Source organism: Oricola nitratireducens (assembly GCF_014904745.1).
Classification (GTDB): domain Bacteria; phylum Pseudomonadota; class Alphaproteobacteria; order Rhizobiales; family Rhizobiaceae; genus Oricola; species Oricola nitratireducens.
Genome location: NZ_JACZCS010000031.1, coordinates 120,247 through 133,573 on the forward strand (window position 1 = coordinate 120,247; position 13,327 = coordinate 133,573).

A 13,327-nucleotide genomic window follows, 5' to 3' on the forward strand; every position below is an offset into this window, starting at 1 on the left:
ACTCTACCCAAAATCGAAGGCGCTAAGGCCCGTTACCATTTCGTCCAGTCCGAGCGGCTTGGTGATCGGAGGCTCGGCGCGCGCAAGGCAGCCGGCCCGCTCGCATACGCGGCAGGCCGGGCCGACCGGTATCGTCACCGGCTGATCCTTCTGTCCGGGCAGCGCCGACGCGTAGATGACCTGGTCGCGGTGGGAAAGATCGCATCCGAGCAGCAAGGCGGTGCGGCGCGGCTGTTCGTGAAACGCGCCCTGCGGCCCTTCGAGCGTGCGCGCGAACACCAGGAATTGCGCGCCATCGGGCATCTCCACCGCAGCGACGGCGATGTGGCCGGGCTGTGAAAAGACCGAATGGACCGGAAGCTTGGGACAGCTTCCGCCGAAGCGCGCCTGCGGATAGCCAGCCGCGCCGGCGCGGCGGAACCGATTGCCGGCGTGATCGACCTCGAGCATGAAGAACGGAATACCGGAGGCGCCAGGCCTCTGCAGCATGGTCAGCCGGTTCGCCGCCTGCTCGAAGGAGACGTTGAAGCGCGAGCGCAGCACATCGACATCGTATTTCGTGCGCTCGCAGGCGGCGAGAAACGGCTGATACGGCATCATCAGCGCGTGGGCGGCGTAGCGCGCCAGTTCGAAACGGGCGATGCGGCGCGCCTCGTCGCTCGACAGCTTCAGCGCCGCCACTTCGGCGTCGATGGCGACGCGCATGCGCAACAGCGCGGCTTCCATCGCCACCTCGCGCAACTGGTCGTGCGAAGACAGGCGTTCCGAGATGAACAGCCGGTTGGAGTGGCGGTCGTAGCGGCGGCGCCACTGCGGCATGGTGGCGACCGGCAGAACCTTGACGGCGATGCCGTGCTCGTTGCGCAGCCAGGCCTTGAGCGCGCCGAGCAGGTCGTCGCCGGGCGCCAGCAGCTTGACGAAGCTTTCCGCCTCCTCCTCGATCGCGGCATGATGGTTGGGGCGCTTCTCGAACGCGTCGCGCGCCTCGTCGACGGGAAGCCGGGCGCCCGACAGGCGCGTCTCGTGTCCCTCCCGCGCCAGCAGGTCGGAGAGGTCGGTCAAGCGGTCCTGCCCCTCGCGGTAGGCGCGGTACAGTTTCAGCATGGCGGTGGCGACATTCGGCGCGGCGTCGGAAACCTCGATCAACTCCTGGTCGCCGGGCAGCTCACCGACCAGCAGCGGATCGGCGAACATCTCCTTCAGTTGCGGCAGCAGCGAATCCCCGCCGGCCTGCAGTTCCTCCAGATCGATCTTGTAGACGGAGGCGAGCTTGAGCAGCAGTTGCACCGTCAAAGGCCGCTGGTTGCGTTCGATCAGGTTGAGATAGGACGGCGAGATGCCGAGATCGGCGGCCATCGCGGTCTGGGTCAGTCCCGCGGCATTGCGAATCCGGCGCACGCGCGGGCCGGCGAAAATCTTTTGTTCACTCATCGGTTCTGTCGGAATCTTCACAGTCGGGGCATGGCGTGCCCGGCGTAATTATTTTACAATTTTTACAAATTCACAAGATGCTATTGTCGCCTGCGTGACAAGCGGACCCGAATTTTTCCGCCTGAAAACCGGTTTTGCGTGCGTATCCGGTTAGACGATGTCAAAAAAGTCACAATTGAGGCCCGTAATATTTACGTGGCGTGACAGCCGGACGAAGCCATGCGCAGCGATTTTAATGCGACAATGACAGGAATTTACAAACCGGCGCGTCAGGCGTTCGGGAAGAATGTCGCCGCTGCCGAATCTGCCCTGTTTAAACCGGCAGCCGACTAGTCTATGTAAGCAACAAGCGGCGGCGCGCCCGCCAGAACCAGAAGACCGGAGACCATCATGACCGCGCATGAGAGACCCAAAACCCACGTCAAGGAACGGGCAGAAGAACAATCCTCTGCCATGAGCACCGACCAGCAGGCGGCGATCCGCATGCTTGCCAACGACCTGCACCGGCTGAACCAGTCCGTGATGCGTGCGGTCGAGGCCGGCGTCTCGGTGGAACTGATCCGTTCGGCGCGCCACCACGGCGGCGACGGCACCTGGGGCGACCTGCTCATCCCCGTGATCGTCACCAAGGGCGACTGAAACACATCCCATCGCGGCACAACCTGCCATTTTTACGAATTACGGTCCTTCCCGCCATACGGGAAGGACTTTTTCGTGTTGCCGTAACCGTTTCGCTGCAGTTTCGCGATGTCCGGAAAAGACTAAAAATTAAGGGAAATTGCGGCGAGGACACAAACCCGAAGCGCACCATTTCCGCGCGAAAAGCCATGTGCGCGGGCTTTGGGCTTCCATTAATCGGGGCAAACGTTACAATCCCCCCATATGAGGGGGTTGAACTGAAATCGCCCGACCGCGGATGACGTTCGACATCGGCGCCCAAGCAAAAAATAAGAACCAAGTGGCTTTCGATGGTAAATAAACGCGACTTGTTGGAAGCTGCTTACGGCATCGTGGACTCCACGGATGACGTACAGAGCATCCTTGACCAGATCCGCGATCTCTACGGCCTTCATCATTGCGTATTCCATCTCGGACAAACCAAGGTGGACGCGCTCGACCGCCCCTATGTGAAGACGACCTATCCCGACACCTGGATCTCGCGCTACCTCCTGAAGGGTTACGTCAATGTCGATCCGGTCGCGCGCGAAGGGTTTCTGCGCATGCTGCCGTTCGACTGGCGCGATCTCGAAATCGACGAGACGGCGATGGAAATGATGATGGACGCCGCACAATACGATATCGGCGCAAACGGCTATTCCGTCCCGGTCATCGACCGGTCGGCGCGCCGGTCGCTGTTCTCCGTCACGTCGCAACTGACGGACACGGCATGGGACGAGTTCCTTGCCGCCCATGCCGGCGACTTTCAGGAAATCGCCCACCGCATCCACCGCAAGGCGCTGGCGGACCTGCACGGCGACATCGATCCGATGCCGCCGCTCGGTCCGCGCGAGATCGAATGCCTGATGTGGACGGCGCGCGGCAAGGACTATGCCGCGATCGCCGAGATACTCGGCCTGTCCGGCCATACCGTGCGCGGCTATCTGAAAAGCGCGCGGTTCAAGCTCGAGTGCGCGACCCTGGCGCAAGCCGTCGCAAAGGCAGTCTCGCTGAAAATCATTTCCGGCTGACAGCCGGGCGATCATTACCGCTTGTCTTTATGCAATCCCCCCAAATGGGTCGGCCCATCTGGCGGAATTGCCCGAAATGCCCTGCGCTTCATACTGGCGACCATTCCGCAACGAACATGGGGCCAAAACGATGTTCTTTCTCGTGCAGGCGACAGACTACAACAAGCACCGCACCCTCCTCGACCAGATGTTCAGGCTGAGAAAACGCGTGTTCTTCGACGAACTCGGCTGGGACGTGCCGGTTGACGGCGATGTCGAGCGCGACGGCTATGACGATCTCAAGCCGGCCTATCTGCTGTGGACCGACGAGGACCAGACGACGCTCTACGGTTCGCTGCGGCTGCTGCCGACGACCGGGCCGACGCTGCTCAACGACGTCTTCCGCTCCACCTATCCGACCGACATCGATCTGTGTCATCCGGTTATCTGGGAAGGCACGCGCATGTGCGTCGACACCGACGAGATCGCACACGGCCTTCCGGACGTGGCGCCGCAGGACGCCATGGCGATGATGCTGGTGGCGCTCGGCGAATGCGCGCTGGAGCACGGCATCCATACGCTGGTTTCCAATTACGAGCCGCACATGAAGCGAATCTACAACCGGGCCGGCGCGCCGCTGATCGAGATCGGCAAAGCCGACGGCTACGGACGCAGGCCGGTATGCTGCGGTCTGTTCGAAGTCAGCCGCACGACCATCGACGGCATGCGCGACAAGACCGGCATGGCGCAACTCTATGTCAAGAACTCCGCCAGACGTTCACGCCAGCCGGTGAAAGGCGGGGCCTGGATGATCGGTTCGCCCGCCCCCGCCGGCACGGCGTGGACGAATGCGATATGACTGTCGCGGTCCGTCCAATGTCCACACCACTCACAATGCGGGAAATCGCCTCGAATTGGCAGATTCCCTGCGCGGGGGGCGACACGCTCTCCGCCTCCCTGGAAACGCTCTGCCGGCAATATGGCGGCGACGGCGCGATCCTTTTCAAGATCCGCGCCAGCGAAATGAAGCCGGAAGGCGAGGCGCTGGCCGCCCACAGCATCGATCCCGTCCTCGCCGATGCCGTTATCGACCGGGCGACACAGGCTGTGGCGGGCAAGGGCCACACGGAAACCCTGCCGATGATGATCCCGGCATGGCGGATCGGCGGGGCCTCAGCCTTCATCTACGCCTTTCCCGCCTGCCCCAAGGCGCATGGCCAGCTGGTCATCGCCTGTCTTTCGGTTGAACAGAAACCATTCGCCGCGATCGCGGAGATGTATCTGGCGAGCCGTTGCATCATGGAGGGCGCGGATGCCCTGCCGGGCGTCAAGAATGGCGGCGACCAGCCGCGTATCTCGACCCGCGAGCAGTCCTGCCTCGCCTGGACGGCGGAAGGCAAGACGTCGGAGGAGATCGGGATCATTCTCGACCTGTCGCCGCATACGGTGAACCACTATCTGGGCAGCGCAGCGCGCAAGCTCGGCGCCAGCAACCGCATGCACGCGGTCGCCAAGGCATTGCGGCTCGGCCTGATCGAACGGCCGGTGTAAGGCCGGCCGCCCATCTGTCCGAGGGGCACGGCGCTCGCCAGAGCCCTGCCGGAGTGGATCGCGCCAAAGGGGTCGCGGGGCTCCTCTGTCCCGCCCTTAAGCGGCAAGCCGCTGGCGGGCCCCTGCTATCCCGCCCTTAAGCGGCAAGCCGCTGGCGGGCCCCTGCTATCCCGCCCTCAAGCGGCAAGCCGCTGGCGGCCCCTGCTATCCCGCCTTCAAGCGGCGAGCCGGCGCTTGCCCGATTCGTGCGCCTTACCTTACGGCTTGTGGCAGAAGACCGCGCCCCCCTTCCCAGCCCACCATCGCCCGGCGTATAAGCTGTCAACCGCAACAAACTGGTGATTGATGGCCAAGGATATAAGCAAGACCGGCGGAGCCAAGCGCTCCGCCTCCTCGAAACCGAGGGCAAAGAAGCCCGCGTTTCTGGAAAACAAATACGGCGTCGCCGACTGGAAGCAGGCCGAGCAATGGCTGGCATGGCGCGGCATCGAGGATATCGAGTGCATCACGCCTGACCTCGCCGGCGTGCCGCGCGGCAAGATGATGCCGTCGAAGAAATTCACCTCCGAAACCTCGCTGGCGCTGCCCTCGGCTCTGTTCCGCAAGACGATTTCCGGCGAATACCCGGAAGAAACAGGCGATTTTCGCTACGATCCGCATGACGGCGACCTGAAGCTGATGCCGGATCTCTCCACGCTTTCGGTGGTGCCGTGGGAAAGCGACCCGACGGCGCAGGTGATCTGCGACATTGTCGACGCCGACGGCAAGGACGTGATCTACACGCCGCGCAACGTGCTCAAACGCGTGGTCAAGGCCTATGCCGACAAGGGCTGGAAGGCCATCGTCGCGCCGGAGGTGGAATTCTATCTCGTCGCGCGCAACACCGATCCGGACTACCAGCTGCAACCGCCGGTCGGGCGCTCGGGCCGGCCGATTTCGGGCGGTCACGCCTATTCCATCGCCGGCGTCAACGAATTCGACGAACTGATCGACGACATCTACCATTTCTGCGAGGCACAGGGCCTCGAGATCGACACGATGATCCACGAGGAAGGCCCGTCGCAGCTGGAAATCAATTTGCGCCACGGCGATCCGGTGGCGCTCGCCGACCAGGTGTTCCTGATGAAGCGCGCGATCCGCGAGGCGGCGCTGAAACACGACATGTACGCCACCTTCATGGCCAAGCCGATGCAGGGCGAGGCCGGCAATGCGATGCACATCCACCAGTCGGTGGTCGACATCAAGACCGGCAAGAACATCTTCTCCGCCGAGGATGGCTCGGAGACGGAACTGTTCCGCTCGTTCATCGGCGGCATGCAGCACTATATCCCGAAAGCGCTGGTGATGATGGCGCCCTATGTGAACTCCTACCGGCGGCTGACGCCGGAAATGGCCGCGCCGGTCAACACCGCCTGGGGCTACGACAACCGCACGACCGCGTTCCGGGTGCCGACCTCGGGACCTGTGGCGCGGCGCCTGGAAAACCGGCTGCCATCCTCGGACGCCAACCCTTACCTGGCGCTCGCGGCGTCGCTCGCCTGCGGCTATCTCGGCATGGTCAAGGGCATCGTGCCGACCAGCCCGACGGCGGAGAGTGCGAACGAGGGCAAGATATCGCTGCCGCGCGGCCTGCTGGAGGCAGTTTCGCTTCTCGACGAGGAGCGCGACTTCGACGACATTCTCGGCCGCGAGTTCACCGCGACGCTTGCCGGCGTCAAGCGCGGCGAGTTCGAAACCTTCATGCGGGTGATCAGCCCGTGGGAACGGGAATACCTGCTCCTCAACGTGTGAGTTCCAGACCATGACCTATCAGAGCCCGATCTCGCCAGGCTTTTCCTGGTACGAGGCAACAGTCGGCGAGCGTCCGGAATATCCGGCGCTCGACGGCGACCGGACCTGCGACGTCGCCGTCATCGGCGGCGGCTTCACCGGATTGTCGGCCGCGGCGCAACTCGCCAAGGCCGGCGTCAATGTCGTGCTGATCGAGGCGTACCGCTTCGGCGACGGCGCCTCGGGGCGCAATGGCGGCCAGTTCGGCACCGGCCAGCGCGCCTGGGCGGAGGAACTGGAAGCCTCGCTCGGTTTCGAGCGCGCCAAGGCGCTGTTCGATCTCGCCGAGGGCGCCAAGCACCACGTCAAGGATTTCGCCGCCGAGAACGGCATCGACATCGGCTTCCAGCCGGGCCAGCTCTCGGTGATCCACAAACGCCGCTACATCGACGATTACCGCCGCCACGCCGAGATCATGGCGGAACGGTTCGACTATCCGCACATCACCTTCATGGAGCGCGCGGAGACCGCCGAACGGCTGGGCAGCGACTATTACCACGGCGGCATCCGCGATACCGAGACCGGCCACATCCATCCGCTGCGCCTCGTTGTCGGGACGGCGCAGGTGGCGGCGAAGAACGGTGCGCATCTGTTCGAGAACACCAAGGCGACCGCCTTTGCACAGGCAGGCGGCAAGGTGAAGGTGACGACCGACAGGGGCGTCATCACGGCGGATCGCGCCTTCCTTGCCGTCAACGCCTATGGTTCGGAAAAGCTCGAGCCCGTATCAGCGGCGCATGTCATGCCGATCCGGTCCTTCATCGGCGCGACGGCGCCGCTTTCGCCGGACTTGTCGGCCAGGATCATTCCGGGCGGGGAATCGGTCGACGATTCCCGTTTCGTGGTGCGCTATTTCCGCAAATACGGCGACAACCAGTTGCTGTTCGGCGGCCGCGAGGCTTATACGGCCGACAATCCCCTCGACATCTCCACCCATATCCGCAAGCAGATCGCCGAACTCTATCCGGAACTGGCGGATGTGGAGATCACGCATGCCTGGGGCGGGTCCGTCGGCATCACGCTGCCGCGCCAGCCTTTCGTGCGCGAGGTCATGCCGGGCGTGACGGCGGCGGGCGGCTTTTCCGGCCATGGCGTAATGCTGTCGAACTATACCGGCAAGCTCTATGCGGACGCCGTGACGGGCAACCGCGACACGCTGCAGATCCTGCGCGAGCTAAAGGTCCCGGCCTTCCCCGGCGGCCGCCGCTTCCGCAAGCCGATGCTGACGCTGGCGCTGACCTGGTACGCGATGCTCGACCGCATCTGAGCCGGATTCAATTCCACCGGGCGTGATCACGCCCGGTGTCTACCCATCGATGTTTGTGACCTCGCGGCGGAACATTTGCCGCAGTGGCACGTTCTTATCTGACGTCGTCGCCGTCCCTAAGGGCGCGGACCAGAAGGGGCATGCCAAAAAGAGGCCATGAATCATGGGAAAACCCACAATCCTGAAGAATTCCACCGCGCTCGCGCTGGTGCTCGCCCTTGGCGTCACCTCGCCTGCGAACCTCGCCCTTGCCCAGCAGGGTAACGGCGAGACGGTCAATTGCGAGACCGACCCGGACGACCCCGCCTGCGCCGAGGCTACGCCCGCTGAAGAAGCCCCGGCCGAAGCCGAACAGCCCGCGACCGAACGACCACCTGCAGAAGAACCCGCCGCGGAGCAACCGGTACCGGAACAACCAACCATGGAGGAACCCGCGCCGGAGCAGCCTGCAGCACAGGAAGCGCCGGCCGAGCAACCGGCGGCGGAACAGCCGCCGGCGCAGGAAACAACCGAACAGCCCGCCACTGAGGAAGCTGCGCCGGCTGAACAACCGGCCGCCGGGGAAAGTCAACCCGTGGAAGAGCAGCCCGCCGCCGAAGAGCCTGCGACGGAACAGCCAGCGGACGAACAGGCTCCCGCCGAGCAGCCAGCGCCGGACGAGCAGTCCGGCGAACAGATGCAGACCGAGCAGCCGGCGGCCGAGACCGCCAGCCCGGAAACCGCCGCGCCCGCCGGCGAACCGGTCGAGGTGAGCGAGCCCGAGAAGCCGACCCTCGTGGTACCCGACGAGGTGACGGACAAGCAGCGGGCCAAGATCCAGACCGAGGAAACCAAACGGCGCGAAGACGCGCGCCAGCGCCGCGGCGAACTGCTCGGCGCGGCGGCGGTCGGTGCGGTCATCGGCGCGCTCATTCCGGCGCTCGGCGGCAAGGTCGTCGGGGACGAGGGCGATCGCATCATCGTCGAGCGCGACGGCCAATATTACGTGCGCAAGGACGAGAGCAGCCTGCTGCGCGAGGGCGACGCCGAGGTGACCGTGCAGCGGCTGCGCGGCGGCCGGACCCTCGAAACCGTCACGCGCCGCAACGGCGTGCGCATCGAGACGGTGCGCGACGAGGGCGGCTACATCCTGCGCAGGTCGCGCATCCTGCCCGACGGGCGCGAAATCGTGCTGATCGACAATCGCGGCCGCGACGACAGCCGCCGCGTCGATTACGGCAACCGGCTGCCGCCGCTTCATGTCGACATTCCGCGCGATCGCTACATCGTGCAGGCACGGCGCGCCGACCGGCAGGCGATTTACGACACATTCGCCGCGCCGCCGGTCGACGCGGTCGAAAATGCCTATACGCTGCGCGAGGTGCGCGAAAACGAGCGTCTTCGCGCCAAGGTGCGCCGCGTCGATCTCGACACGATCACCTTCGAGACCGGGTCCGCGATCGTGCGCGAGAGCCAGGTGCCCCTGCTCGAGGATATCGCGCGCGCCACGCTGGCGCTGATCGACGAGGATCCGTCCACAGTGCTGCTGGTCGAGGGCCATACGGACGCCGTCGGTTCGGACGTCTACAACTTGGCGCTGTCGGACCGTCGGGCCGAAACCGTGGCCTGGATCCTGTCGTCGCGCTACGGCGTGCCGCCGGAGAACCTGGTCGTTCAGGGTTACGGTGAGCAATTCCTGAAAGTGGACACGCAACAGGCCGAGCAGCAGAACCGGCGCGTGACCCTCCGCAACATCACGCCGTTGCTGTCGGCGCACAGATAAAAGCGGGTTCCGGGAAGCAAAACGCGAAAAAGGCGGGGCGATGGCCCCGCCTTTTGCATCGCGAGACATGGGGAGAGAAGCAAACAGGGGGCTTCTGAGCCAAATGTGTTCTACTTTGGAACAATTTCCCACGCGTCACTCAATTGACCGCGAATAGATATATGTTACATGCATATTTTGGAATCTGTTTCCGGGGGAGGAAAGTCCGGCGTCATGAAATTGCCGTCACTCATCAGTGAATACCGGGTGTGCGAAAGAGCGCTGCACGAAGCCATCAAGGCAGAACGTGTGGCGAGCATCCGCGAGTACGACATCCGGATGAACTGGCTTCGCAATATCATCCGGGAGCACGTCGCTACCTCGCCTTCCGACAAGCTCATGCAGATCGAGTTCTTCATGGAGTCGATTTCGCTGGCTTCGGATATCGCCCCGGTCGATACGCTTTTTTCGGACCTGCGGGCGATCGTCACGCGGTACATCGCCAAGACACCGGCGGCGCACAACCAGGTCGAGATACCGGTCGGCCCGGGCGGCCAGCTGATCAAGAAACCGGAAAAAACGACCGACTTCACCGCGATGATCGAAAAGACCGATCTCCGCATCGCGGCCTTTGGCAAGGACCTGCGTTATACCTACGTGTCGCCGGCTAACGGGCGGTACCACGACATGCCGGCACGGGAAATTTGCGGCAGGCATGTCTCGGAGCTGATCGGCAACGCACGTTACGAAAAGCGCGCCAAGCGCTATTTCGACAAATGCTTCGGCGGCGAGGACCAGTGCTATTACTACTACCTCGACAGCAAGCGCCACGGGCGCCAGCTCATGGAGTGCCGGATGCTGGCGCAGCGCGACGCCGACAATGACGTGCTCGGCGCGGTGGTGCTCATGCGCGACCTCACCAACGGTTTCGACGATCCCGTCCGCTCGGCGGAAGAAAACCGGGTCTGACCGCGCAAGGGTCAATTGGAGGCGTTCATCGTTTCACGGAATCGATGAACCTCTCCAACTGTCTGTTTTCACGCAATTCCTGACGGAAAACCGGTTTCCGCTTTTCCCGGAATTGCTCAGAGCCAGCCGCGACGCTTGAAATAGAGGAAGGGCAGGATCGCCGAGAGGATCATCAGCCCGATCGCGAAGGGGTATCCGAACGGCCAGCTCAGCTCGGGCATGAAATGGAAATTCATGCCGTAGATCGACGCGACGAGGGTCGGCGGCAGGAACACCACGGCGGCGACGGAGAAGATCTTGATGATGGCGTTCTGCTCGATGCTGATCATGCCGAGCGTGGCGTCGAGCAGGAAGGTGATCTTCTGCGACAGGAAGCCGACATGATCGGCCAGGGAGCGGATATCGCGGTAGAGCGTCTTGACGCGGTCGCGCATGTCCTTTGAACTCTTGCGCTGAATTGCCACCTGGCCAAGAAAGCCCGCCAGCCGCTCGAGCGTCACGAGGCTGTCCCGGATATTGGAGGTGAGATCCCCCTTGCGGCCGAGATTTTCCAGAACCGTCTGGAAATCCCTGGTCTTGGTCGGCTTGCCGCCGGTCCGCTTGAACACGCCGCGCGAGATGCCGTCGATATCGCGCCCCGCCCGCTCCAGAATGTCGGCCAGCCGGTCGACGATCGCCTCCAGCAGCGCCATCAGCACGCCCTCTCCACTCTCGCAGCCGAGGCGAACCTTGCCGGCGCGGGCGGGAAAGGTCTGGAAGGCGCGCGGCTCGTGATAGCGCACGGTGATCAGCCGGTCTCCGGCCAGGACGAAGCTGACCGGCGCCATCTCCGGATAGTCGCCATCGGCGCGCGCCGGCAATATCGCCGTCATGAAGGACGCGCCGTCATGCGAGTACAACCGCGACGAAATCTCGATCTCCTCCATTTCCTCCATGGTAGGGACGTCGATGCCGAGGCGATCCTCCAGCAGCTTTTCCTCCTCGGCGCTCGGATCGACGACATCGATCCAGACAACGGCCTCGAAGGGCTCCAGAGTGTCGTCCACCGGGTGCAGGCGTCCCGCCTCGTTCATGTATCCACGGATCATCGGCGCGTACCGTCCATCGTCGCGAGTTCACAGGCGAATCCAGCCATAACGCATTCTCGCGAATTGCGCATGACCCCAAACGGACAGGAAAACAATCCGGCTCAGGCCGCCTTGCGGACGATGACGCTGCCGGCCGAATAGCCGGCGCCGAAGGAGCAGATGACGCCAACATCGCCCGGTTTCAGATCGTCGGAGTATTTCGAGAAGGCGATGATCGACCCTGCCGAGGAGGTGTTGGCATAGTCCTGCAGGATGTTGGGCTGTTCGCCCGGCTCCGGCGTGCGGCCGAGAACGCGGGCGCCGATCAGGTCGTTCATGCCCTTGTTGGCCTGGTGCAGCCACAGGCGCGACAGGTCCTGCGGCTTCAGGTCCTGGTCCGCCAGATGGCCGAGGATCAGCTCGGAGACGATCGGCACGACCTGCTTGAAGACCTTGCGGCCCTCCTGGCGAAACAGCATGTCGCGGCGGTCTTGCATGTGGCCCTCGCGGGTGCGGCGCAGGAAGCCATTGTTGTTGCGGATATTGTTGGAGAACTGCGTCAGGCAACGCGTCGAGACGATGTCGTAGCGGCCAGGCGCGGTGGCGAGATCGGCGCGCTCCAGGACCACGGCGGTACAGACGTCGCCGAAAATGAAGTGGCAGTCGCGGTCGCGCCATTCGAGATGCGCCGAACAGATCTCGGGATTGACCATCAGGATCGCGCGGGCGGAACCGCAGCGGATCATGTCGGCTGCGGCCTGAATGCCGAAGGTGGCCGACGAGCAGGCGACATTCATGTCGAAGGCGAAGCCTTCAATGCCGAGCGCATTCTGGATCTCGATGGCGATCGCCGGATAGGCGCGCTCATGATTGGAGGCGGCGCAGATTACCGCGTCGATGTCGGCGACGGTGCGTCCGGCCCGTTCAAGCGCGATCGTCGCCGCCTTCAGAGCCATTTCCGCCATCACCGAGAGCTCCTCGTCGGAGCGCTCGCGCAGCACGGGATGCATGATCTCAGGATCGAGGGTGCCGGTCTTGTCGAGGACGTAACGGCTCTCGATGCCGGACGCCTTGACGATGAAATCCTCGTTCGAATGCGGCACGGGCTCCATCTCGCCGCGCGCGATGGCCTCGGCATGGAGCGCGTTCTGCCGGTCCGCATAGGCGTTGAACGCCAAGACCAGTTCCGCGTTGGAAATCTTTTCTTCCGGCGTGAAAACGCCGGTCCCGGAAATCGACACTGTGTGCATGAAAGCCCGCGCCTCCCAAAATGGTTGCGGCGGCATAGGCCCTTCGGCGCGTCAATTCAATGGCAAGCTGGACAGGCTTGAACGATCAGAACGGATTGACCGCGCCGGCGACGCGCTTGACGCCGACGATGAGGGCGTCGCCGACCCGGACGACGCCGTCCGCGGCCGCGCCGATCGGCTTTTCGATGGTTTCGCGCGTCGGCGTCACGTCGGCGATCGCCGTGGCGACGCGTTTCAGAAATCCCGGCTCGTTGAGTTCGGCGGCGGGTTCGACCGGCGTTCCTTCCTGCGGCGCTTCCGGCGGGACGGGCCGTCCCGCCGTTTTCAGCGCGGGCGCGCAGATCGCGACCACGGCCGGATAGTCCTCGTCCTGGCTCGCCGCGAGAAAGGCATCGGACGCCGCGCTGCAGGCCTCGACGGTCTCGAAACGGGTGTCGGAGGTCTGAAGATATTCGCACTGCGTCCCGCTGTCGTCGCAGCCGAGCAGGCTCAGCACGATCATCGCTTCCTGTATGGCCATGTCCCGATTCCTTTCCCAGATCGCGTTATTCGTC

Annotated in this window: 12 protein-coding genes; 8 read left to right on the forward strand and 4 right to left on the reverse strand. The window is 63.8% G+C overall.

Annotation, left to right across the window (positions count from 1 at the left end):
* Positions 1-3: 3 nt before the first annotated feature.
* Positions 4-1,431: a helix-turn-helix domain-containing protein gene (locus tag IG169_RS15650; RefSeq protein ID WP_193177155.1), complete on the reverse strand. Its 1,428-nt coding sequence runs from the start codon at positions 1,429-1,431 to the stop codon at positions 4-6.
* A gap of 390 nt (positions 1,432-1,821) precedes the next feature.
* Between IG169_RS15650 and IG169_RS15655 the strand changes: the two genes are divergently transcribed.
* The 8 genes from IG169_RS15655 (at position 1,822) to IG169_RS15690 (ending at position 10,456) form a co-directional block, all read left to right on the forward strand.
* The gene (locus tag IG169_RS15655) at positions 1,822-2,070 is read left to right on the forward strand and encodes an SMc00767 family acetate metabolism repressor (RefSeq protein ID WP_193177156.1); all 249 of its coding nucleotides are present in this window, start codon (positions 1,822-1,824) and stop codon (positions 2,068-2,070) included.
* Positions 2,071-2,441: 371 nt separating this feature from the next.
* Positions 2,442-3,119: an autoinducer binding domain-containing protein gene (locus tag IG169_RS15660; protein ID WP_193177157.1), complete on the forward strand. Its 678-nt coding sequence runs from the start codon at positions 2,442-2,444 to the stop codon at positions 3,117-3,119.
* 130 nt (positions 3,120-3,249) lie between these two features.
* On the forward strand, positions 3,250-3,957 hold the full coding sequence (locus tag IG169_RS15665) for an acyl-homoserine-lactone synthase (protein WP_193177158.1): 708 nt from the start codon (positions 3,250-3,252) through the stop codon (positions 3,955-3,957).
* Between the two features lie 17 nt (positions 3,958-3,974).
* The gene (locus IG169_RS15670) at positions 3,975-4,649 is read left to right on the forward strand and encodes a helix-turn-helix domain-containing protein (protein ID WP_246717411.1); all 675 of its coding nucleotides are present in this window, start codon (positions 3,975-3,977) and stop codon (positions 4,647-4,649) included.
* A gap of 345 nt (positions 4,650-4,994) precedes the next feature.
* Positions 4,995-6,440, forward strand: coding sequence for a glutamine synthetase family protein (locus IG169_RS15675; protein ID WP_193177160.1), 1,446 nt, complete (start codon positions 4,995-4,997; stop codon positions 6,438-6,440).
* Positions 6,441-6,450: 10 nt separating this feature from the next.
* Positions 6,451-7,746 carry an NAD(P)/FAD-dependent oxidoreductase gene (locus IG169_RS15680; RefSeq protein WP_193177161.1) on the forward strand — a complete coding sequence of 432 codons (1,296 nt, stop codon included), beginning with the start codon at positions 6,451-6,453 and terminating at the stop codon, positions 7,744-7,746.
* A 163-nt stretch (positions 7,747-7,909) separates the two neighbouring features.
* On the forward strand, positions 7,910-9,508 hold the full coding sequence (locus IG169_RS15685; protein ID WP_281435940.1) for an OmpA family protein: 1,599 nt from the start codon (positions 7,910-7,912) through the stop codon (positions 9,506-9,508).
* A 213-nt stretch (positions 9,509-9,721) separates the two neighbouring features.
* A complete protein-coding gene (locus IG169_RS15690; protein ID WP_193177162.1) occupies positions 9,722-10,456 on the forward strand; it encodes a PAS domain-containing protein in 735 nt (244 codons plus the stop codon).
* Between the two features lie 116 nt (positions 10,457-10,572).
* On the opposite strand, the gene corA is transcribed toward IG169_RS15690, so the two are convergent.
* From corA to IG169_RS15705, 3 genes are all read right to left on the reverse strand, one after another.
* A complete protein-coding gene (gene corA, locus IG169_RS15695; RefSeq protein ID WP_193177163.1) occupies positions 10,573-11,544 on the reverse strand; it encodes a magnesium/cobalt transporter CorA in 972 nt (323 codons plus the stop codon).
* Between the two features lie 101 nt (positions 11,545-11,645).
* The gene (locus IG169_RS15700) at positions 11,646-12,773 is read right to left on the reverse strand and encodes a beta-ketoacyl-ACP synthase III (RefSeq protein ID WP_193177164.1); all 1,128 of its coding nucleotides are present in this window, start codon (positions 12,771-12,773) and stop codon (positions 11,646-11,648) included.
* Positions 12,774-12,858: 85 nt separating this feature from the next.
* Positions 12,859-13,293 (reverse strand): hypothetical protein, encoded by a 435-nt coding sequence (locus IG169_RS15705; RefSeq protein ID WP_193177165.1) that lies wholly within the window; start codon positions 13,291-13,293, stop codon positions 12,859-12,861.
* Positions 13,294-13,327: the final 34 nt, after the last annotated feature.

Bases quoted from the DNA above. Each gene is read 5' to 3' on its own strand.
- IG169_RS15650 (WP_193177155.1), bottom strand. From the start codon at position 1,431: ATGAGTGAACAAAAGATTTTCGCCGGCCCGCGCGTGCGCCGGATTCGC.
- IG169_RS15655 (WP_193177156.1), top strand. From the start codon at position 1,822: ATGACCGCGCATGAGAGACCCAAAACCCACGTCAAGGAACGGGCAGAA.
- IG169_RS15665 (WP_193177158.1), top strand. From the start codon at position 3,250: ATGTTCTTTCTCGTGCAGGCGACAGACTACAACAAGCACCGCACCCTC.
- IG169_RS15670 (WP_246717411.1), top strand. From the start codon at position 3,975: ATGTCCACACCACTCACAATGCGGGAAATCGCCTCGAATTGGCAGATT.
- IG169_RS15675 (WP_193177160.1), top strand. From the start codon at position 4,995: ATGGCCAAGGATATAAGCAAGACCGGCGGAGCCAAGCGCTCCGCCTCC.
- IG169_RS15680 (WP_193177161.1), top strand. From the start codon at position 6,451: ATGACCTATCAGAGCCCGATCTCGCCAGGCTTTTCCTGGTACGAGGCA.
- IG169_RS15685 (WP_281435940.1), top strand. From the start codon at position 7,910: ATGGGAAAACCCACAATCCTGAAGAATTCCACCGCGCTCGCGCTGGTG.
- IG169_RS15690 (WP_193177162.1), top strand. From the start codon at position 9,722: ATGAAATTGCCGTCACTCATCAGTGAATACCGGGTGTGCGAAAGAGCG.
- corA (WP_193177163.1), bottom strand. From the start codon at position 11,544: ATGATCCGTGGATACATGAACGAGGCGGGACGCCTGCACCCGGTGGAC.
- IG169_RS15700 (WP_193177164.1), bottom strand. From the start codon at position 12,773: ATGCACACAGTGTCGATTTCCGGGACCGGCGTTTTCACGCCGGAAGAA.
- IG169_RS15705 (WP_193177165.1), bottom strand. From the start codon at position 13,293: ATGGCCATACAGGAAGCGATGATCGTGCTGAGCCTGCTCGGCTGCGAC.